At 63.8% G+C, this 19,515-nt stretch carries 20 protein-coding genes; 10 read left to right on the top strand and 10 right to left on the bottom strand.

The features are described from left to right. Positions 1-2 precede the first annotated feature (2 nt). On the bottom strand, positions 3-215 hold the full coding sequence (locus tag R9B85_RS07330; RefSeq protein ID WP_133975080.1) for a cysteine-rich CWC family protein: 213 nt from the start codon (positions 213-215) through the stop codon (positions 3-5). A 143-nt stretch (positions 216-358) separates the two neighbouring features. On the opposite strand from R9B85_RS07330, the gene R9B85_RS07325 reads away from it, so the two are divergent. Then, positions 359-808 carry a hypothetical protein gene (locus tag R9B85_RS07325; protein ID WP_112250508.1) on the top strand — a complete coding sequence of 150 codons (450 nt, stop codon included), beginning with the start codon at positions 359-361 and terminating at the stop codon, positions 806-808. Between the two features lie 147 nt (positions 809-955). On the opposite strand, the gene R9B85_RS07320 is transcribed toward R9B85_RS07325, so the two are convergent. Continuing rightward, positions 956-2,062, bottom strand: coding sequence for an enoyl-CoA hydratase/isomerase family protein (locus R9B85_RS07320; protein ID WP_423770940.1), 1,107 nt, complete (start codon positions 2,060-2,062; stop codon positions 956-958). A gap of 126 nt (positions 2,063-2,188) precedes the next feature. Here R9B85_RS07320 and ung point away from each other — a divergent pair, with 126 nt between their 5' ends. Further along, entirely contained in the window at positions 2,189-2,881 is a 693-nt protein-coding gene (gene ung, locus R9B85_RS07315) for a uracil-DNA glycosylase (protein WP_044047153.1), read from the top strand. A 120-nt stretch (positions 2,882-3,001) separates the two neighbouring features. Here the strand turns inward: ung and R9B85_RS07310 are convergent, their stop codons facing one another. From R9B85_RS07310 to R9B85_RS07290, 5 genes are all read right to left on the bottom strand, one after another. After that, positions 3,002-4,033, bottom strand: a complete 1,032-nt coding sequence (locus R9B85_RS07310) for an AbrB family transcriptional regulator (protein WP_112250514.1) — start codon at positions 4,031-4,033, stop codon at positions 3,002-3,004. Then, a complete protein-coding gene (locus R9B85_RS07305) occupies positions 4,026-5,540 on the bottom strand; it encodes a tripartite tricarboxylate transporter permease (RefSeq protein WP_112250516.1) in 1,515 nt (504 codons plus the stop codon). Before R9B85_RS07305 ends, R9B85_RS07310 begins: the two co-directional genes overlap by 8 nt. A gap of 3 nt (positions 5,541-5,543) precedes the next feature. Continuing rightward, positions 5,544-6,002: a tripartite tricarboxylate transporter TctB family protein gene (locus tag R9B85_RS07300; protein WP_112250518.1), complete on the bottom strand. Its 459-nt coding sequence runs from the start codon at positions 6,000-6,002 to the stop codon at positions 5,544-5,546. 127 nt (positions 6,003-6,129) lie between these two features. Further along, the gene (locus tag R9B85_RS07295) at positions 6,130-7,116 is read right to left on the bottom strand and encodes a Bug family tripartite tricarboxylate transporter substrate binding protein (RefSeq protein WP_370290216.1); all 987 of its coding nucleotides are present in this window, start codon (positions 7,114-7,116) and stop codon (positions 6,130-6,132) included. A gap of 40 nt (positions 7,117-7,156) precedes the next feature. Beyond that, positions 7,157-8,446: an OprD family porin gene (locus R9B85_RS07290; RefSeq protein WP_423770939.1), complete on the bottom strand. Its 1,290-nt coding sequence runs from the start codon at positions 8,444-8,446 to the stop codon at positions 7,157-7,159. Between the two features lie 199 nt (positions 8,447-8,645). Here R9B85_RS07290 and R9B85_RS07285 point away from each other — a divergent pair, with 199 nt between their 5' ends. Together R9B85_RS07285 and R9B85_RS07280 are read left to right on the top strand one after the other, a co-directional pair. Further along, on the top strand, positions 8,646-9,317 hold the full coding sequence (locus R9B85_RS07285; protein WP_112250524.1) for a response regulator: 672 nt from the start codon (positions 8,646-8,648) through the stop codon (positions 9,315-9,317). Beyond that, on the top strand, positions 9,310-10,689 hold the full coding sequence (locus tag R9B85_RS07280) for a sensor histidine kinase (RefSeq protein ID WP_112250526.1): 1,380 nt from the start codon (positions 9,310-9,312) through the stop codon (positions 10,687-10,689). The genes R9B85_RS07285 and R9B85_RS07280 overlap by 8 nt, the downstream gene beginning before the upstream one ends. A 126-nt stretch (positions 10,690-10,815) precedes the next feature. Here R9B85_RS07280 and R9B85_RS07275 read toward each other — a convergent pair whose 3' ends face one another. Beyond that, complete coding sequence (locus tag R9B85_RS07275; protein ID WP_015271603.1) at positions 10,816-11,622, bottom strand: HDOD domain-containing protein; 807 nt, start codon at positions 11,620-11,622, stop codon at positions 10,816-10,818. A gap of 55 nt (positions 11,623-11,677) precedes the next feature. After that, a complete protein-coding gene (locus tag R9B85_RS07270; protein ID WP_112250530.1) occupies positions 11,678-12,619 on the bottom strand; it encodes a YgfZ/GcvT domain-containing protein in 942 nt (313 codons plus the stop codon). Positions 12,620-12,752: 133 nt separating this feature from the next. Between R9B85_RS07270 and R9B85_RS07265 the strand changes: the two genes are divergently transcribed. Together R9B85_RS07265 and R9B85_RS07260 are read left to right on the top strand one after the other, a co-directional pair. Continuing rightward, positions 12,753-13,007, top strand: coding sequence for a succinate dehydrogenase assembly factor 2 (locus R9B85_RS07265; RefSeq protein ID WP_003252043.1), 255 nt, complete (start codon positions 12,753-12,755; stop codon positions 13,005-13,007). Next, positions 12,991-13,455 carry a protein YgfX gene (locus tag R9B85_RS07260; protein ID WP_112250532.1) on the top strand — a complete coding sequence of 155 codons (465 nt, stop codon included), beginning with the start codon at positions 12,991-12,993 and terminating at the stop codon, positions 13,453-13,455. The genes R9B85_RS07265 and R9B85_RS07260 overlap by 17 nt, the downstream gene beginning before the upstream one ends. Before the next feature lie 82 nt (positions 13,456-13,537). Here the strand turns inward: R9B85_RS07260 and nadB are convergent, their stop codons facing one another. Beyond that, on the bottom strand, positions 13,538-15,142 hold the full coding sequence (gene nadB / locus R9B85_RS07255; protein ID WP_112250534.1) for an L-aspartate oxidase: 1,605 nt from the start codon (positions 15,140-15,142) through the stop codon (positions 13,538-13,540). 434 nt (positions 15,143-15,576) lie between these two features. Here nadB and rpoE point away from each other — a divergent pair, with 434 nt between their 5' ends. From rpoE to R9B85_RS07235, 4 genes are all read left to right on the top strand, one after another. Then, on the top strand, positions 15,577-16,158 hold the full coding sequence (gene rpoE / locus R9B85_RS07250) for an RNA polymerase sigma factor RpoE (protein ID WP_003252049.1): 582 nt from the start codon (positions 15,577-15,579) through the stop codon (positions 16,156-16,158). A gap of 31 nt (positions 16,159-16,189) precedes the next feature. Next, entirely contained in the window at positions 16,190-16,780 is a 591-nt protein-coding gene (locus R9B85_RS07245; RefSeq protein ID WP_112250536.1) for a sigma-E factor negative regulatory protein, read from the top strand. A 12-nt stretch (positions 16,781-16,792) separates the two neighbouring features. After that, positions 16,793-17,755 carry a MucB/RseB C-terminal domain-containing protein gene (locus R9B85_RS07240; protein ID WP_112250538.1) on the top strand — a complete coding sequence of 321 codons (963 nt, stop codon included), beginning with the start codon at positions 16,793-16,795 and terminating at the stop codon, positions 17,753-17,755. Between the two features lie 210 nt (positions 17,756-17,965). Further along, positions 17,966-19,366, top strand: coding sequence for a DegQ family serine endoprotease (locus R9B85_RS07235; protein ID WP_370290353.1), 1,401 nt, complete (start codon positions 17,966-17,968; stop codon positions 19,364-19,366). Positions 19,367-19,515: the final 149 nt, after the last annotated feature.

Raw genomic sequence — 19,515 nt, 5'->3', positions numbered from 1 at the left:
GGTCAGTGGGAAGCGGGGGAGCCAAGTTGTTGTTCGACGGCGGCGCAGCGCGGGCACAGGCAGGCTTTGTCGCGCAGTTCGGCGGGCAGGGCCTTGAGCACGGCAGGGTCGATGGTCACGCTGTAACACCAGCATTCCTGGGTAGCCCGGCGCGGGTCGGCCAAGCTGCACTGGTTGAGGGCGCCACAAGCAGGGCAGTGCTGGTTGTCGGGCATGGCTGCCGCTCACCTGTATCAAATTATTGCGGAAATGGCACTGCACCTTGGCGGCACTGTCTTATTCAATGTCGATGATCGCATTTCACGTCGACGCTCGCCAGCGCCGCTGTTCGGGCACTCCAGCGGTCCAGGAGGCCGCCATGTCCTATCGAATCCTGTTGATCGCCCTGCTGGGGCTGATGACTTCCGCCTGCGTTCCGTACTACGAGAGCGGGGGCTACTACCGATCGGACCACTACTACTCTGACCGTTATGTGTCACCGGATTATTACCGCTATGACCGCTATTACGTAACACCACAACCGCGCTATTACTACCAGCCGGCACCGCGCTACTACTACCGCTCGGCGCCTGCGCCTCACTACCGGTCTCATCCGCAGCCGGGGATGAGGCAGTGGTATGGCAACCCGCGCAATGACTATGGCAACCGTCAGCGGTATGACTATGGGCGCGATCGGGATCGACATGATTATCGCGGTGGTAGCCAGCGTTACCAGAATGACCGTTGGCATTCCAATGGGCGGGGGGATGGTGACCGTCGTGGAGACGGGCGGCGCGGGCACGGGCAAGGGAGGAGTTGGCAGCGGTAGGTGAACTGAAAACCGGGGGCGCTTTGTGCCCCTTTCGCGACGCAAGGCCGCTCCCACAGGTACGGCGCAGCATTGGAAACCATCGCTGTACCTGTGGGAGCGGCCTTGTGTCGCGATGGGCTGCAAAGCAGCCCCAGCTTCTCGAAGCTACCCGAGATCCGCCAGCGGATGCCGCCCCTCCCACACCTTGGCAAAATGCGCCTCGACCACTGCCGCCGGCACTTGCGCCACATCGGGCCAGTGCCAGTGCGGCTGGTTGTCCTTGTCCAGCAAGCGCGCACGCACGCCTTCGCTGAACTCCGGGTGGCGGCAGCAGTTCAGGCTCATGCTGTATTCCATCTGGAACACCTGCGCCAACGACAGGTGCCGTGCCCGGCGGATCTGCTCCCACACCAGGTGTGCGGTCAGCGGGCAACCCTCATGCAACCGTTGACCAGCAGCGGCCAGTAGCGGGTCGCCGTGGTGCTTGAGCCCCTCCAGCGCACGCCAGGCGGCGGCTGCGTCGGCCACGTCGAGCAACTGGTCGATCACCTGTCGCCGTGGCAGCCACTGGGCCTCGGGCAACTCGGCGCAGGCGCGGTGCTGTTCGGCCTTGAGCAGGCTGTTCAGTTGCAGAGCGGTCTGTTCCTGCCAGTTCAGTTGCAGCAGTTCCTCGATCAGCGCCTCTTGTTGGTACTCACCCAGAAAGCGGTCGGCCAGGCCCAGGTCAAGGGCGTCGCGGGCATTGATCGGGGCGCCTGTCAGGCCGAGGAACAACCCCAGCTTGCCCGGTAGCCGGGTAAGAAACCAGCTGGCGCCCACGTCCGGATACAGGCCGATGCTGATTTCCGGCATGGCCAGCCGACTGCTAGGTGTGACGATACGCACATTGGCGCCCTGCAGCAGGCCCATGCCACCGCCCAGCACATGCCCGTGGCCCCAGCACAGCAGCGGCTTGGGATAGGTATGCAGGGCAAAGTCCAGGCGGTATTCGGCGGCGAAAAAGGTGGCGGCCAGCGGGGGGACGCTGCCGGGGTGGTCGCGGCAGGCTTGCACCAGCGCACGTACATCGCCGCCGGCGCAGAAGGCCTTGGCACCGTTGCCGCGCAGCAGTACGCAGACGATTCCCGGGTCGCGACCCCAGGCGTGCAACTGTTCGCCCAATACCTCGATCATCGGCAGGCTAAGGGCATTGAGCGCCTTGGGCGCATCCAGGGTGGCGATGCCGATGCGGGCGCCATCGGCGCCGGTGAGTACCTCGCAATGAATGGCCATGGACTACCTCGCGCAAGTCATCGCACAAGTATGGCTTGCCTGGCCGAACATGCCGGTCGTCGGTCGGATCGTTTGACAAGCGGGAAGGGCTTACCTAGTGTCGCGCCATTGTTTATGGAAGGCCCCATGACTGACGACGATCGCATCAAACTCGAACCCAGCTGGAAGGCCGCCTTGCGCGCCGAATTCGACCAGCCCTACATGCATCAGTTGCGCGAGTTCCTGCGCAGCGAGTACGCCGCCGGCAAAGAGATCTACCCGCCAGGGCCGTTGATCTTCAATGCGCTCAACTCGACGCCGCTGGACCAGGTGAAGGTGGTCATCCTTGGCCAGGACCCTTACCACGGGCCGGGCCAGGCGCATGGCCTGTGCTTCTCGGTGCAGCCGGGCGTGGCCACGCCACCGTCGCTGGTCAACATCTACAAGGAACTGCAGCGCGACCTGAACATTCCGATTGCCAGTCACGGCTACTTGCAGAGCTGGGCCGAGCAGGGCGTGCTGTTGCTCAACACGACCATGACCGTGGAGCGCGCCAATGCCGCGTCGCATGCCAAGAAGGGCTGGGAGTTCTTTACCGACCGGATCATCCAGGTGGTCAGCGAGCAGTGCCCGAACGTGGTGTTCCTGCTGTGGGGCTCGCATGCGCAAAGCAAGCAGAAGCTGATCGACGGGACCAAGCACCTGGTGCTGAAATCGGTGCATCCGTCGCCGTTGTCGGCTTACCGTGGGTTCCTGGGGTGCGGGCATTTCAGCCGGGCCAACAGTTTCCTCGAGCAGCGTGGGCTGGCGCCGATCAACTGGGCGTTGCCACCGTTGTGATGGCCTGACATACCGCGTCGCCTGCTTCGCGGGTGAACCCGCTCCCACAAGTACTGCACCACCTTCAGGGCTTGTGTGGTCTCTGTGGGAGCGGGTTTACCCGCGAAGAGGCCGTCACAGTCATTCCGGGGTTGCATTCCACACCCGGAACAAAGGCTCTGCCAGAAACAGCACGAACAACAAGCGCATCACCTGCAGCGCCGTCACCAGCGGCACTGACAACTGCAAGGTCTCTGCCGTCAGGCTCATCTCGGCAATGCCGCCCGGCATCATCCCCAATGTCAGCGAGCGCAGATCCAGCGCAGTCATCACGCTCAATGCCCACGCCGCGCTGCCGGCAATCGCCATGCACAACGCTGTGGCCACCAGGGTACGCCCCAGAAACGACGGTGCGCGGCGGAAGAACGCGCGGTTGAAGTGGCAGGCCAGGCCACTGCCGATCAACCACTGGCCGATCTGGCTGGCGCCATTGGGCAGGGTTATCTGCAGGTTGCCCGCCAGGCTCACGGTGGCTGCCACCAACAATGGCCCGAACAACCACGGGTTGGGCTGGCGCAAGCGCTGCCAGAGCAGGGCGACGGCAACGCCCAGCGGGGCAATCAGCGCCAGCCAGCCCCAGCTCACACTGCCGGTATGATTCAGCGGTACCCCGTCACCCAGCAGGAACTTGAACAGCGCCGGCACGCACAGTACCACCGCCAGTACGCGCAGGCTCTGCGCCGCTGCCACCTGGCTGAGCACTGCGCCATTGCGCGCGCCAAGGTTGACCATCTCTCCCGAACCGCCTGGCATGCTGGCGAAGAATGCCGTGGCACGGTCTTCCCCGGTGCGCCGCAGCAGCCATACGCTGATCACGCTGGACAGGGTAGTGAACAGGGCGCCGAAGAAGATCAGCGCAAAATGGCTGGCCACTTGTTCGATAACAGCCGGGGTGAAGTGCAAGCCGATGCCGATGCCGATGATCCACTGCCCGCATTTGCGGCCATTGGGGATTTCCGGCAGCTGCCAGGGTGTAAGGCAGCGCACCAGGATGATCGCCAGCAATGAGCCGACCATCCACGGCAAAGGCCAGCCGACCTTGCTGGCGGCAAAACCGCCAGCGAGGCCGACCAGCCCGGTCGCGACAAACAACGGCAACGAGCGATCAGGCATCGGCCATCGCCCGGCGCTGCTGGCTGCGTTTGCGCCAGATGCGCAGCAGCGGCAGGGTCAGCATGCAAATGGTCAGTACCCATACCGACATGCTGATCGGGCTCGACCAGAGGATGCCCAGTTCGCCGTTGGAGATCGACAGCGCCCGGCGCAGGTTCTGCTCCATCAACCCACCGAGGATGAAGCCGAGCAGGATCGGCGACAGCGGGAAGTCCAGCTTGCGCAGGATATAGCCCATGATGCCGATGCCGACCATCAGGAACAGGTCGAAGGTGGTGGCATGCACGGCGTACACGCCGATCGCCGTGATGATGGCGATCACCGGTACCAGCGCCCAGTTCGGCACGGCGAGAATGCGGGTGAAGATGCGGATCATCGGGATGTTGAGGATCACCAGCATGATGTTGGCGACGAACAACGAGGCGATCAGGCCCCAGACGATGTCTGGCTGCTGTTCGAACAACAGTGGGCCCGGGGTGATGTTGTACAAGGTCAGGGCGCCGATCATCACCGCAGTGGTGCCCGAGCCGGGTACCCCCAGAGTCAGCATCGGCACCAGGGCGCCACAGCAGGATGCACCGATGGCGGTTTCCGGGGCGGCCAGGCCGCGGGCGTCGCCCTTGCCGAACTTGCCCTTTTCACCAGCCAGGCGTTTTTCGGTCATGTAGGCCACGGCGCTAGCCAGTGTTGCACCGGCGCCGGGCAGCACACCCATGATGAAGCCCAGCAGGCCGCAGCGGATGTTGACCACGAACACCGAGGCCGCTTCCTTGAAGTTGAACAGCATGCGCCCGGTGGCCTTGACCGCCTGGTGGCCATGGTGGGTCTTTTCCAGCAGCAGGAGGATTTCGCTGATGGAGAACAGGCCCAGCACCAGCACCACGAACTGGATGCCATCGGCCAGATGCACGCTGTCGCCGGTGAACCGGTACACGCCACTGTTGGCATCGATGCCGACTGCCGACAGGAACAGGCCGATCAGTGCGGCAATGAAGGTTTTCAGCGGCTTGTCGCCGGCCATGCCACCGAGAGCGACGATGGCGAACACCATCAGCACGAAGTACTCCGCCGGGCCGAAGGCGATTGCCCATTTCGCCAGCAGCGGGGCGAACAGCACCATGCCGCAGGTGGCGATCAGCGCACCGATGAACGAACTCCAGGCCGACAGCGACAGCGCTACGCCAGCCAGGCCGTTGCGGGCCATCGGGTAGCCATCGAGGGTGGTCATTACGGTCGAGGCTTCGCCGGGAATGTTCAGCAGGATCGAACTGATGCGCCCACCGTATTCGCAGCCCAGATACACCGCCGCCAGCAGGATCAGCGCCGATTCCGGCGGCAGGCCTAGGGCGAAGGCAATGGGAATCAGCAAGGCCACGCCGTTGATCGGGCCCAGGCCCGGCAGCAGGCCGACCACGGTACCGATCAGCGTGCCGGAAAGGGCGGTGACCAGGTTGTAGGGGGAAAGGGCGACGCCGAAGCCCTGGCCCAGGTAGCTCAAGGTATCCATGTGTCAGTTCTCCAGTACGCTCAGCAGGCCAAGGGGCAGGGGCACGTCCATCACGCGGTCGAACAGCCAGTAGAGGAACAGGCTCATGCCAATCACCACGATGGCGCTGTGCAGCCAGCGGCCGCCGTACAGGCGGGCCATGGGCACGCCGATCAGGATGGCGCTGAGGATGAAGCCCAGGGCTTCGAAGGTGCTGGCGAAAACGATCAGCAGGCCGACGCAGGCGGCGATCTTGGTCAGGGTTTCGCGGTCCAGTTCCGGTTCGTCGTCCTTGCGCACGATGGGCGTGGGGCGGAACACCAGGTACAGCAGGCCCAGGCCCAGCAGGCCGAGCATCAACAGCGGGTAGGCGCGCGGGCCCACCGGTTCATAGGAAAACGCCGCCTGGTAAGGCCAGGCCATGACGGCCAGGGCGGCGCACACCGCCAGCAGGGCCAGGGCGAAGATGCGTTGCAGGATCATGAAGGAGTCCTCGTTTGTGGGAGCGGGTTTACCCGCGAAAGCGTCAGGCGCCACAACGGTGCTGTCCGAGCTGAGGCATTCGCGGGTAAACCCGCTCCCACAGGGGGCTGTGACAGGTCGTGGAGGCTTACTGGATCAGGCCAAATTCCTTGGCCAATGCCTTGTAGTCAGCCACTTGCTTCTTCACATAGACGTCCAGCTCGGCGCCGGTCATGGCGAACGGGAACAGCTCGCGCTGGTCACGCAGCTGGGCGAAGTCTTCCGAGGCCAGCATCTTGTCGAACGACTGTTTCCACCAGGCGTAGTCCTCGTCGCTTACCTTTGGCCCCAGGTAGAAGCCGCGTACCACTGGCCAGACAATGTCGTAGCCCTGTTCCTTGGCGGTGGGAATGTCTTTCATCTCGGGCTCGTCCAGGCGGTTTTCCGAGAACACCGCGAGGATGCGCATGTTGCCGCTCTGAATGTGCGGCATGGAGTCGGAGATGTCGGTCGAGCCTACCTGGATATGCCCGCCCAGCAACGCCGTGGCGATTTCGCCGCCGCCTTCCAGGGCCACATAGCGCAGGTCACGCGGGTTGATACCGGCGGCCTTGGCGATCAGGGCGGTTTGCATCCAGTCCTGGCTGCCGACCGTACCGCCGGAGCCGATCACCACCTTGCTCGGGTCTTTCTTCAACGCCGCGACCAGGTCGTCGAGGGTCTTGTAGGGCGAGTCGCTTTTCACCGCGATGGCGCCGTAGCTGGTGCCGACGGCGGCCAGCCATTTCACCGCGTTCTCGTCGAAGCGGCCGAACTTGCCCTGGGCCAGGTTCAGCAGCGAACCGCTGGACCAGGCCACCAGGGTGCCGGCATCGGCCGGGCGCTGGGCGACCACGGCGTTGTAGGCCACCGCGCCGACACCGCCGGGCATGTAGGTGACGCGCATCGGCTTGGTGAGGATCTTTTCCTGCACCAGGGCGCTCTGCACCAGTTTGCAGGTCAGGTCGAAGCCGCCGCCTGGCGAGGCGGGGGCAATGCATTCGGGGCGTTTCGGTTCGGCAGCGAGGGCATTGCCGGCCAACAGCAGGCAGCTGGTAGCGAGGACGAGGCGGCGCAGTGAAAGGGTCATCGTCAATCTCCGTGAGTATTGTTGTTATCGGGTTACTGCTGTTGGCTTACCAAAGGGCCACGCTGTAGCTCACCAGCAGCCGCACTTCGTCGGCATCGCGGGCGAAGTTGGAGCGGAAGGTGGCGTTGCGCAAACGCACGGCGACGTTCTTCAACGGGCCGCTTTGTACCACGTACTTCATCTCGGTATCGCGTTCCCACTCCTTGCCCTCGCCACCGGCGGCGCGGCTGACGTTGTCGCCGCTGATGTAGCGCGTCATGAAGGTCAGGCCGGGCACGCCGAGCGCGGTGAAGTTGTAGTCGTAGCGCGCCTGCCAGGAGCGTTCGTCGGCACCGGCGAAGTCGTTGATCTGGACGAAGTTGACCAGATACGGGTCGGCACCATCGACGTACGGGAAGGCGCTTTCGCCAGACAGCTGCTGCCAGGCGGCGCTGACCTTGTGCCCGCCCAGGGCGTAGCTGAGCATGCCGTTGACGGTGGTGTTGTCGATGTTGCCGGCCTTGGCGGCACCGGCGTCGTCACTCACGGCCAGGCGCAGGTCTGCGCCGAAGGTGCCTGGGCCCCATGGCTGGGTGGCGACCATGCCGATGAAGTGCTGGCGGTAGATGTCGTCTAGTTGGGCAAAGTGGTAGCTGCCGGTGATGCGATCGGTGAACTGGTAATCAAGGCCGCCCAGAGTCAGGTTATCAGCGCTGAACGAGCCACCGAAGCGGCCGTTCTTGTTGTTCAGGGCCAGGTCTTCCCAGTTGGTGTCGTTGCGGTCCTTGGCCTTGTCCAGACGCCCGCCGGTGAAGGTCAGGCCTTTGATTTCCTTCGAGGTAAGCAGGCCGCCCTCGAAGGTTTGCGGCAGGATGCGCCCGTCGTTTGGCTGCAGGGTCGGCAATTCCGGGATCAGCGTGCCGATTTTCAGTTCGGTTTGCGAAATCTTCACCTTGCCGGTCAGGCCAAGCTTGGAATACTCATCGGCAGCCTTGCCGTCATCGTGGGTCGGCAGCAGGCCGGTGTCTGTACGGTCGGGGCTGGAATCGAGCTTGATGCCGAGCATGCCCAGCGCATCCAGGCCGAAGCCTACGGTGCCATCGGTGTAGCCAGACTCGAAATTGAGGATGAAGCCCTGCGCCCACTCGTCGCGCTTGGATTGCTGCGCACTGGTGCCGTCGCGGAAATCGCGGTTGAAGTACATGTTGCGGGTTTCGAAGGTGGCCGTGCTGTCTTCGAAGAAGGCGGCCTGGCTCATCGGGGCGACACCGGCAAGCGCAAGGGCGCTGGCGATGGCGGAGGGGCGTGCGGCAAAGGAACGGGTAGGCGCGAACGCCTGCGGTTGCGATGACAGCATCACTGATGGCTCCGTTTATTGTTCTTATTCGTTGCACCTTGCTGGTGCTTTTTTCGGCGCGAAGGGCAGCCGTAGTGCGATGCTAGGTAACCAACCTTTCGCTAACCTTTCAGCGTGAAAGGTTTGTCGACAGGGCTTCACAGGCCTGCCGACAGCGGTACACTCCGCGCCACCGTCCCACCCGAGCAGGGAGAATCCGATGCGTGTGCTGCTGGTCGAAGACCACCTGCAACTGGCCGAAAGCGTGGCCCAGGCCTTGAAAAGCCATGGCCTTACCGTGGATGTGCTGCATGACGGCGTGGCCGCCGACCTGGCCCTGGCCAGCGAGGAATATGCCGTGGCCGTGCTGGATGTCGGCTTGCCGCGCATGGACGGCTTCGAGGTGCTGGCGCGCCTGCGCGGCCGTGGCAAGACCCTGCCGGTGCTGATGTTGACCGCGCGCAGCGACGTCAAGGACCGGGTCCACGGCCTGAACCTGGGGGCCGACGACTACCTGGCCAAGCCGTTCGAGCTGACCGAACTGGAAGCACGGGTCAAGGCCCTGCTGCGGCGTAGCGTGCTTGGTGGCGAGCGCCAGCAACGCTGCGGGCCGCTGGTGTACGACCTGGACACTCGGCGTTTCACCCTGGGTGGCGACAACCTGACCCTGACCTCGCGCGAACAAAGCGTACTGGAAGCGCTGATCGCCCGTCCGGGCCGGGTGATGAGCAAAGAGCAACTGGCCGCCCAGGTGTTCGGCCTGGCCGAAGAAGCCAGCCCTGACGCCATCGAAATCTACATCCACCGCCTGCGCAAGAAGCTCGACGGCCACCCGGTGGCCATTGTCACCTTCCGTGGCCTGGGCTACCTGCTCGAGCACCGCGATGCGTGACAATGGCAGCCTGCGTGGGCGCTTGCTCGGCAACCTGGCCTTGTTGCTGGTGGTGTTGATGCTGGCCAGCGGCCTGAGCGCCTACTGGAACGGTCGCGAGGCCGCCGATACCGCCTACGACCGGACCTTGCTGGCCTCGGCGCGGACCATTGCCGCAGGCCTGTCCCAGCGCGATGGTTCGCTGAGTGCGGATGTGCCCTATGTGGCCCTGGACACCTTCGCCTACGACAGTGCCGGGCGCATCTACTACCAGGTACTGGATATCCAGCAGCGGCTGATTTCCGGTTATGAAAACCTTCCGCCGCCGCCGCCAGGCACGCCGCGTACCGACGATTACCCGGCGCTGGCCCGCTTCTACAACGGCACCTACCAGGGCCAGGATGTACGTGTGGTCAGCCTGTTGAAGGCGGTCAGCGAACCGAACATGAACGGCATGGCGGAAATCCGTGTGGCCGAGACCGAGGAAGCGCGGGTGCGCATGGCCCGTGACCTGATGACCGACACGCTGCTGCGCCTGGGCATGCTGGCGCTGGGCGCGCTGGTGATGGTGTGGTTTGCCGTGAGTGCCGCATTGCGACCGCTGGAGCGCCTGCGCACGGCGGTAGAAGAGCGCCAGCCGGACGACCTGCGGGCGTTGCCGGTGGTACAGGTGCAGCGTGAGCTGAGCCCACTGGTGCGGGCCTTGAACCATTTCACCGAGCGTTTGCGTGGCCAGTTCGAGCGCCAGGCGCAGTTCATCGCCGATGCCGCCCACGAGTTGCGCACGCCACTGGCCGCGCTGAAGGCGCGTGTCGAGCTGGGCTTGCGTTCAGCCGAGCCGCAGGAGTGGCGGCAGACGCTTGAGTCTGCGGCCCAGGGCACTGATCGGCTGACCCACCTGGCCAACCAGCTGCTATCGCTGGCGCGGGTCGAGAACGGTGCGCGGGCGATTGCCGAAGGCGGGGCGCAACGCCTGGACTTGAGCCAGTTGGCTCGTGAGTTGGGCATGGCCATGGCACCGCTGGCGCACAAGCGCGGGGTGGCACTGGCTCTGGAGGCCGAGGCGCCGGTGTGGCTGAAGGGGGAGCCGACGCTGCTCAACGAGCTGTTGAGCAACCTGGTGGACAATGCACTGGCCCATACGCCAGCGGGTGGCAACGTGATCTTGCGGGTGATGGCGCCGGCGGTGCTGGAGGTAGAGGATGACGGGCCGGGGATTCCCGAGGCCGAGCGTGAACGGGTGTTCGAGCGCTTCTACCGGCGCAGTGCGCAGGGAAGCGGGCTTGGCTTGGCGATTGTCGGCGAGATCTGCCGGGCGCACCTGGCGCAGGTGAGTCTGCATGACGGTGCGAATGGCGGGTTGCGGGTGCGGGTGAGCTTTATCGCGGATTGATGTGTTGCCTGTACCGGCCCTTTCGCGGGTGAACCCGCTCCCACAGGTACAGCGCAGCCTTCAGCAGCGAGGCGGTCCTGTGGGAGCGGGTTTACCCGCGAAAAGGCCGGCACAGGCTGACACCGGTCAGCGCAACATGCTCCGCGCCTCGATCAGTTCACCCACTTCCAGCTCGGTGCCGTACGGCAGGCCCAGATGGCGGTATGCCGGTAGTGCGGCCAGCGGCCGGTGGCGCCCGCGCTGGCTGATGCAGCGGGCGATCTGCACGATGTCGATGTAGTCGATCTTGTCGGTCTGCCGGTCCAGGTCCTGCACCTGGCTCGGCAGGTTGACCAGTTGCTCCGGAAACTCCCAGGCCTTGAGGATCTTGTCGCCCAGCACCGGCTGGATCTGCTCGATCACATAATGCAGGCACACAGGGTCCGACAGCAGTTCGTTGTGCTCTTCGGCATAGATCAGCACTGGCAGCGCGCCAATCTGGTTGACCAGCCCGCCGAGGGTAGCCTGGTCGGGCTTGAGCTGGGTGAAGCGGCGGCATATTTCGTAGCTGATGCCAGCCACATCAAGGCTGTTGGCCCATATATCACGTAACTTCTGCTCCACCGCCGGCGCCCGGGCGTGGAAAATCTGCTCGATCACCAGGCCAATGGCCAGGTTGCAGCTGTAGTTGATGCCCAGCCGCGTGATGGCGGTGTGCAGGTCGGTGACCTCGACCGCCGCGCGCAGCAGCGGGCTGTTGACGACCTTGATCAGGCGCGCTGAAAGGGCCGCGTCGCGACCGATCACCTTGCTCAGGGCCGCTACGCTGATCTCGCTGTCTTCAGCTGCCTCGCGGATGCTCAAGGCAACCTCGGGCAGGGTGGGCAGGACCAGGTCATCCTTTTCGATGGCATCGAGCAATTGTGCTTGAACCATCTCGGCCAGCTTGTTCATGGGCGTGTCTACCGCAGTGGTGGTGCGGCCCCGCCACGTAGGCGGGGCAGGCTGGTCAGCGCTGGATTTCCCGGTCGCGGTCCAGTTCGTAGGGCAGGGTCAGCACCTGCAGGCGCGGGCCTTCCAGGCTGCCCAGATGCAGGTTGTCGTCTTCCACCGCTTCGGCGCTGAGCACCGCCAGCAGTTCGCAGCCTGTGCCGTTGCTGGCAGCAATGACCACTTCACCGACCGACGAACCATGGGTGGGCGAGAAGATCTCGGCGCCCGGGGCCGGAATGGCCTGCTGGTCCAGGGCCAGGCGGTATTGGCGGCGCTTGAGCTTGCCCAGGTATTGCATGCGGGCAACGATTTCCTGGCCGGTGTAGCAGCCTTTCTTGAAGCTGACGCCGTCGACGGCCTGCAGGTTGATCATCTGCGGGATGAACAGCTCGCGGGTCGGCCCCATGACCTGGCCGATACCGGCGCGAATCTGCCCCAGTAGCCAGTCGTTGAGGCTGCCTTCGGGCAGCGTGGCGGCCAGCACCTGGCGAACGCTGTCGGCGTTCTGCGCAGGTACCCACAGTTCCACGCGGCCAGCGGACACGGCAATGGCGATCAAGCCGTCGTGGCGCACGGTGCTGCCGGCTGCCGCAGGCACATCGAGCCCCAGGGCCTGCAGCGCTGCATCGCCGCCTTGCAGGCCGAAGCGTACCCAGGCAGCGCTTTCATCGGTCAGTGTGGCCTTGGAGAACACGGCGTACTTCTTGAGGTCGGCCAGCTGGGCGTCGAGCAGCTCGCTGGCCATGGCCAGCAGATAGCCGTTGCCTTCGGGCAGGATGCGGAAACTCGATTGCATGCGGCCCTTGACCATGCAGCGGGCGCCAAGGCTGGCGTATTCCGGGCTGAGGTAGTTGATGTTGCAGGTCAGCTGGCCTTGCAGGAACTTGCCTGCATCGGAGCCGCGGACGGCGAGGATGCCCTCGTGGGACAGGGGGCAGAAGAAAGCGGAATCGGCCATGGGTCATCGCGGTGGCTAAAGACTGGCGGCCATCATAGAACGCCGGTAACAAAATAGGTAGTTGACTAGACCAACGCCCGGTGCCGCTTCGCTCGCCTGGCTGTATACTGGCGGGCCATTCGAGGAGGGCCCCATGGTCGAACAAACTGAACTCAACCGGCTTTTCTGGCACAGCCGCCGCGGCATGCTGGAACTGGACGTACTGCTGGTGCCTTTCACCCAGGAAGTCTACCCCACTCTCAACGAGACCGACCGTGAACTCTACGTGCGCCTGTTGAGCTGCGAGGATCAGGACATGTTCGGCTGGTTCATGGAACGCACCGAGTCCGAAGACCCGGAGCTGCAGCGCATGGTCCGCATCATCCTGGACCGTGTCCAGCCCAAGTGAGTGCTTCGAGTGCCGCTGGCAAGGCTCGCGCCTGCTGCTGGCGGCCTACCTGGGTTGCCAGGTACTGGCTTGGCTCGCCGTATGGGCGAGCCCGCTGCCCAGGTGGCCGGCCCTTGCTGTTGTCATCGCCTGTATTGCCCACGCTGGCTGGGCCATTCCCCGACGTATTCTGCTGACGCATGAGCATGCCGTTGTCGGCCTGCGCCGTGATGTGCGCGGCTGGCAGGTGTTCAGCCGTGCCCGTGGCTGGCAGCCGGTGCGCTTGTGCCGGGACAGCGTGGCGTTGCCGGGGCTGGTGGTGTTGCGCTTTGTACGGGCGGAGCGATGGATGGGGCAGAGCCAGTGCGTACCGGGGGATGCAATGGGCGCTGATGAGCATCGGCGTTTGCGGGTGCGGCTGAAATTCAGTCGGCGCAGGTGGGGCGAGGTGGGGGCGAGTCAGGGCTGACAGGTGTTCGTCGTGGCAGCTACAGCGCCTGCGAGATCGAGCGCCGCGCGGGCGGCGCTCGATCTCGCAGGCGCTACAACTTTCAGAGCGGACTAAGAATAGTGTCCTTGGCCTCATCCAGCATTCCCGGGTAATCCAGGGTGTAATGCAGCCCGCGGCTTTCCTTGCGCTGCATGGCGGACAGGATCATCAATTCGGCCACCTGCGCCAGGTTGCGCAATTCGATCAGGTCGCGGCTGACCTTGTAGTTGCTGTAGAACTCGTCGATTTCGTCCAGTAGCAGGCGAATACGGTGCTGCGCCCGTTGCAGGCGCTTGCTGGTGCGCACGATGCCGACGTAGTCCCACATGAAACGCCGCAGTTCGTCCCAGTTGTGCGCAATGATCACGTCCTCGTCCGAGTCGGTGACCTGGCTGGCGTCCCAGCCGGGCAGGGCCTTGGGCATGGTTACTTCATCCAGGTGCGCCTGGATGTCGGCCGCAGCGGCACGGCCATAGACGAAGCATTCCAGCAGCGAGTTGCTGGCCATGCGGTTGGCGCCATGCAGGCCGGTGAAGCTGGTTTCGCCGATAGCATAAAGGCCCGGCACATCGGTGTGGCCGCGATCGTCGACCATCACCCCGCCGCAGGTATAGTGCGCTGCCGGTACCACCGGGATCGGCTGGCGGGTGATGTCGATGCCGAAGCCCAGGCAGCGCTCGTACACGGTGGGGAAGTGGCTCTTTATGAAGTCGGCCGGCTTGTGGGTGATGTCCAGGTAAACGCAGTCCACGCCCAGGCGCTTCATTTCGTGGTCGATGGCGCGGGCCACGATGTCGCGCGGGGCCAGTTCTTCGCGGGGGTCGAAGCGTGGCATGAAACGCTCGCCATTGGGCAGGCGCAGCAGGGCGCCTTCGCCGCGCAGGGCTTCGGTGACCAGGAAACTCTTGGCCTGTGGGTGATACAGGCAAGTCGGGTGGAACTGGTTGAACTCCAGGTTCGCCACCCGGCAACCGGCCCGCCAGGCCATGGCGATGCCGTCGCCGCAGGCACCATCGGGGTTGCTGGTATACAGGTAGACCTTGGCCGCACCGCCAGTGGCGAGCACGGTGAAACGCGCGCCGAAGGTGTCCACTTCGCCGGTGTTGCGGTCGAGCACATAGGCACCCAGGCAGCGTTCGCCAGGCAGGCCGAGGCGACGCTCGGTGATCAGGTCGACCGCCACGCGCTGCTCCAGCAACTGGATGTTCGGACGCAGGCGGGCCTGCCCCAGCAGCGTGGTGAAGATAGCGGCGCCGGTGGCATCGGCAGCGTGGATGATGCGCCGGTGGCTATGACCGCCTTCGCGGGTCAGGTGGAACTCGAAGCCGCCGTCGTCGACGCTGTAGTGCTCGTCACGGGTAAAGGGCACACCTTGCTCGATCAGCCACTCGATGGCTTCGCGGCTGTGTTCGACGGTAAAGCGTACTGCCTCTTCATGGCAAAGGCCGCCGCCGGCATTGAGGGTGTCCTCGACATGCGACTGGACGGTATCGGTATTGTCCAGCACTGCCGCGACACCGCCCTGGGCCCAGAAGGTCGAGCCGTTGGCCAGGTCGCCCTTGCTGAGTACGGCGACTCGCAGGTGGCTGGGGAGGTTCAGTGCCAGGCTGAGACCGGCGGCACCGCTGCCGATCACCAGGACATCATGTTGGAATTGTTGGCTCATGTCGGGACACTAGTATTCTTTGGAGGGGGCGCGGCACAATAGTCACGCGCCGATGGCATTGTGAAACTATCGTTAAAGCTGGCCGGGTTGCCTTTATAGCAGCCCCCGGTGGCCAATTTCCATGCCACTTGCCTGGTCGCGACAACCTTTGTGGGAACTTTCCGGCATGGCCGCAAATCCTATGAAGGCTGCCCACGCGCCACAACTTGCCGCGGCGACGCAGGGCGGCAGGCCTGTCCGGGCTGTCCCTGCGTACTCGAAACCTGATTATCGACGTAGCCGGCCGTGACCGTGCCGCGTCTTTCGTGCAAGCCGACCAAGGGCTGCAGGAAACTTGCTTGGAGGGGAGAACTTTTGCGCAAAGCCCGAGTCTATGGTTGCAAGCCTGAACGATGGCTGATGCAGCGCTCCTTCGAGTTCACTGAGGAGTGTTCATGCTAACCCAGGAAGAGGATCAGCAGCTTGTCGAGCGCGTTCAGCGCGGCGACAGGCGAGCGTTCGATCTGTTGGTGCTGAAGTATCAGCACAAGATTCTCGGGTTGATCGTGCGGTTCGTTCACGATACCCACGAGGCCCAGGATGTAGCACAGGAAGCCTTCATCAAGGCCTACCGTGCGCTTGGCAACTTCCGCGGCGACAGTGCGTTCTATACGTGGCTGTACCGCATCGCCATCAACACGGCGAAGAATTACCTGGTGTCCCGTGGAAGACGGCCACCAGATAGTGATGTGAGCTCCGAGGATGCGGAGTTTTACGACGGCGATCATGGTCTCAAGGATCTCGAGTCCCCAGAACGCTCGTTGTTGCGGGATGAAATCGAAGGCACTGTCCATCGCACCATCCAGCAACTGCCCGAAGACCTGCGTACGGCGCTGACCCTGCGCGAGTTCGACGGGCTGAGTTACGAAGACATTGCGAGTGTCATGCAATGTCCGGTGGGTACCGTGCGCTCTCGAATCTTCCGCGCTCGGGAGGCAATAGACAAAGCCCTGCAACCTTTGCTGCAGGAAACCTGAGACAGCGGCGACAGCCAAGAGAGGAACCGCCATGAGTCGTGAAGCTTTGCAGGAATCGCTGTCCGCGGTGATGGATAACGAAGCGGACGAGCTTGAACTGCGTCGTGTGTTGAACGCCGTAGACGATGCTGAAACCCGAGCCACCTGGTCGCGTTACCAGGTTGCCCGCGCAGCCATGCACAAGGAGCTGCTGCTGCCTGACCTGGATATCGCCTCGGCGGTGTCTGCAGCGCTGGCTGACGAAGCCGTGCCGGCCAAGGCCAAGAAAGGGCCATGGCGCAGCATTGGCCGCCTGGCGGTGGCTGCCTCGGTCACCGTAGCGGTGCTGGCCGGTGTGCGCATGTACAACCAGGACGAGATCACTGGCGCCGAGCTTGCTGCCCAGCAACCTGCCCAGCAAGGCCTGAGTGTGCCACAAGCACAAGGCCCCGCCGTTTTGGCAGGCTATAGTGAGAGCAGTGAGCAACCGACCGGGCCGATGGCCAACGGCGTGCTGCAGAACCAGGCCGGCTGGGATCAGCGTCTGCCAGGCTACCTGCGCCAGCATGCCCAGGAATCTGCGCTCAAGGGCACTGAAACCGCATTGCCATATGCCCGCGCCGCCAGCCTGGAAAACCGTTAAGTAAGGAGGATCATGCGCGCGCTACCTCTCCTGTCGCTGCTGATTGGCAGCTGCATGACGGTGCCAGCGTTGGCCGCCAACTCCTCGCCCGAGGCGAGCGAGTGGCTGAGCAAGCTGGCACAGGCCGAGCAAAAGCAGAGCTACCAAGGCTCTTTTGTCTACGAACGCAACGGCAGTTTCTCTTCCCACGAGATCTGGCACAGGGTCGACGACGGCAAGGTCAGCGAGCGGCTGTTGCAGCTCGATGGTACTGCCCAGGAGATCGTGCGCCTGGATGGCAAGGTAGAGTGCGTCAGCGGGGCCTTGGCCAGTGGTGTGACGGCGCCCCCGGACACCGCGCAGCGTGTGCTTGATCCACTGAAACTGATGGGCTGGTATGACTTGAGCGTGGCGGGCAAGTCACGGGTCGCCGGGCGCGATGCCGTGATCGTGACGCTCACCCCGCGCGACCAGCACCGCTATGCCTTCGAATTGCATCTGGACCGTGCTACCGGTCTGCCGCTGCGCTCGTTGATGGTCAACGACAAGGGGCAATTGCTGGAGCGCTTCCAGATGACCCGTCTCGATACTGCAGCGCCCAGCGATGACCAGCTGCGCGCCAGCACTGCGTGCAAGCCGGTGCAGCATGTGGCCGCTAGCGCCCATGACACGGTCGCCGGCTGGCGCTCGGACTGGCTGCCGCCTGGTTTCGAACTGGTCAACAGTTCGGTACGCCGCGATCCGAAGCAGGACAGCACGGTCAGCAGCCTGATGTATGACGATGGCCTGGCACGTTTCTCGGTGTTCCTCGAGCCGGTAAAGGATGAGGGCGGGACCGACATGCGCACTCAGCTAGGCCCGACTTCGGCGGTTTCCCGTCGCCTCAACACCCCCAAGGGTAAGGTCATGGTTACCGTGGTCGGCGAAATTCCGCTGGGTACCGCAGAGCGTGTGGCGCTGTCCATGCGCCCACAGGATGGCCAGGCGCGCCAGTGATGGCGCGCTTTTGCGGGCCTGACGCAAGGCACGCGGGCATGCCGCTGAAATGAAATTAAAGCATTGTCATTTGCAATCCATCGGCAAATTTTCTATAGGTCAGGCTTCTAGGAGCCTGGCCTTTCCTGCTTTGTGCAGGGGCCTTTCTAAACTACCGCTCGTTGTGACGGGAGCCGTATGTCAATACCACGCTTGAAATCCTACCTATCGATGTTCGCCGCCGTGCTGATGCTCGGCCAGGTGCTCAGCGCCCAGGCCGAGGAAGCCCTGCCGGACTTCACTACCCTGGTCGAGCAGGCCTCGCCGGCCGTGGTCAACATCAGTACCAAGCAGAAACTGCCGGACCGCCGCATGGCCGCCGGGCAGATGCCCGACCTGGAAGGCCTGCCGCCGATGTTCCGCGAATTCTTCGAGCGCAATATGCCGCAGCAGCCACGCTCGCCGCGTGGCGACCGCCAGCGCGAAGCCCAGTCGCTGGGTTCGGGCTTCATCATTTCCAGCGATGGCTACGTGCTGACCAACAACCACGTGGTAGCCGATGCCGACGAGATCATCGTCCGCCTGTCGGACCGCAGCGAGCTGCAAGCCAAGCTGGTCGGCACCGACCCGCGCACCGATGTGGCCCTGCTCAAGGTCGAGGGCAAGAACCTGCCGACCGTCAAGCTGGGTGACTCCGAGAAGCTCAAGGTGGGCGAGTGGGTACTGGCCATCGGTTCGCCGTTCGGCTTCGACCATTCGGTGACCAAAGGTATCGTCAGTGCCAAGGGCCGTACCCTGCCCAACGACACCTACGTACCGTTCATCCAGACCGATGTGGCCATCAACCCGGGCAACTCCGGCGGCCCGCTGTTCAACATGAATGGCGAAGTAGTGGGTATCAACTCGCAGATCTTCACCCGTTCCGGCGGTTTCATGGGCCTTTCGTTCGCGATTCCGATCGATGTGGCGATTGATGTCTCCAATCAGCTGAAGAAAGACGGCAAGGTCAGCCGCGGCTGGCTGGGCGTGGTGATCCAGGAAGTCAACAAGGACCTGGCTGAATCGTTCGGCCTGGACAAGCCGGCCGGTGCCCTGGTGGCACAGGTGCTGGAAAACGGCCCGGCAGCCAAGGGCGGCCTGCAGGTGGGTGACGTGATCCTGAGCATGAACGGTCAGCCGATCATCATGTCGGCCGACCTGCCGCATCTGGTCGGCAGCCTCAAGGATGGCGAAAAGGCCAAGCTGGAGATCATCCGCAACGGCAAGCGCCAGAACCTCGACATCAGCGTTGGCGCACTCCCCGACGAAGACGCCGACATCGGTACCGGTGCCGAAGGCAGCGCAGAGCGCAGCAGCAACCGCCTGGGCGTCTCGGTGGCCGACCTGACCGCCGAGCAGAAGAAAGCCCTGGAACTCAAGGGCGGCGTGGTCATCAAGGAAGTCCAGGATGGCCCGGCCGCGATGATCGGCCTGCGCCCAGGTGATGTCATCAGCCACCTGAACAACCAGGCCATCGGTTCGGCGAAGGAATTCACCGAAATCGCCAAGGAACTGCCAAAGAACCGTTCGGTGTCGATGCGCGTGCTGCGTCAGGGCCGTGCCAGCTTCATTACCTTCAAGCTGGCTGAGTAAGCGGGTTCGCAAGGAGAAAAGGGCAGCTTCGGCTGCCCTTTTTCATGAAAATTCACAATTGCCGGGGCGAATGCTGTGCACAGCCCGATAGAGGAATCTCCCATATCCCGGCAGCTTAAGGTACAATTCCCGGCTATTTTTCGGCGGGC

Source organism: Pseudomonas sp. NLJ1, assembly GCF_049486705.1.
In the GTDB taxonomy this organism is placed as follows: domain Bacteria; phylum Pseudomonadota; class Gammaproteobacteria; order Pseudomonadales; family Pseudomonadaceae; genus Aquipseudomonas; species Aquipseudomonas inefficax.
Note: the sequence above shows the minus strand (reverse complement) of the source record. Positions and strands in the feature narration are given on the sequence as shown.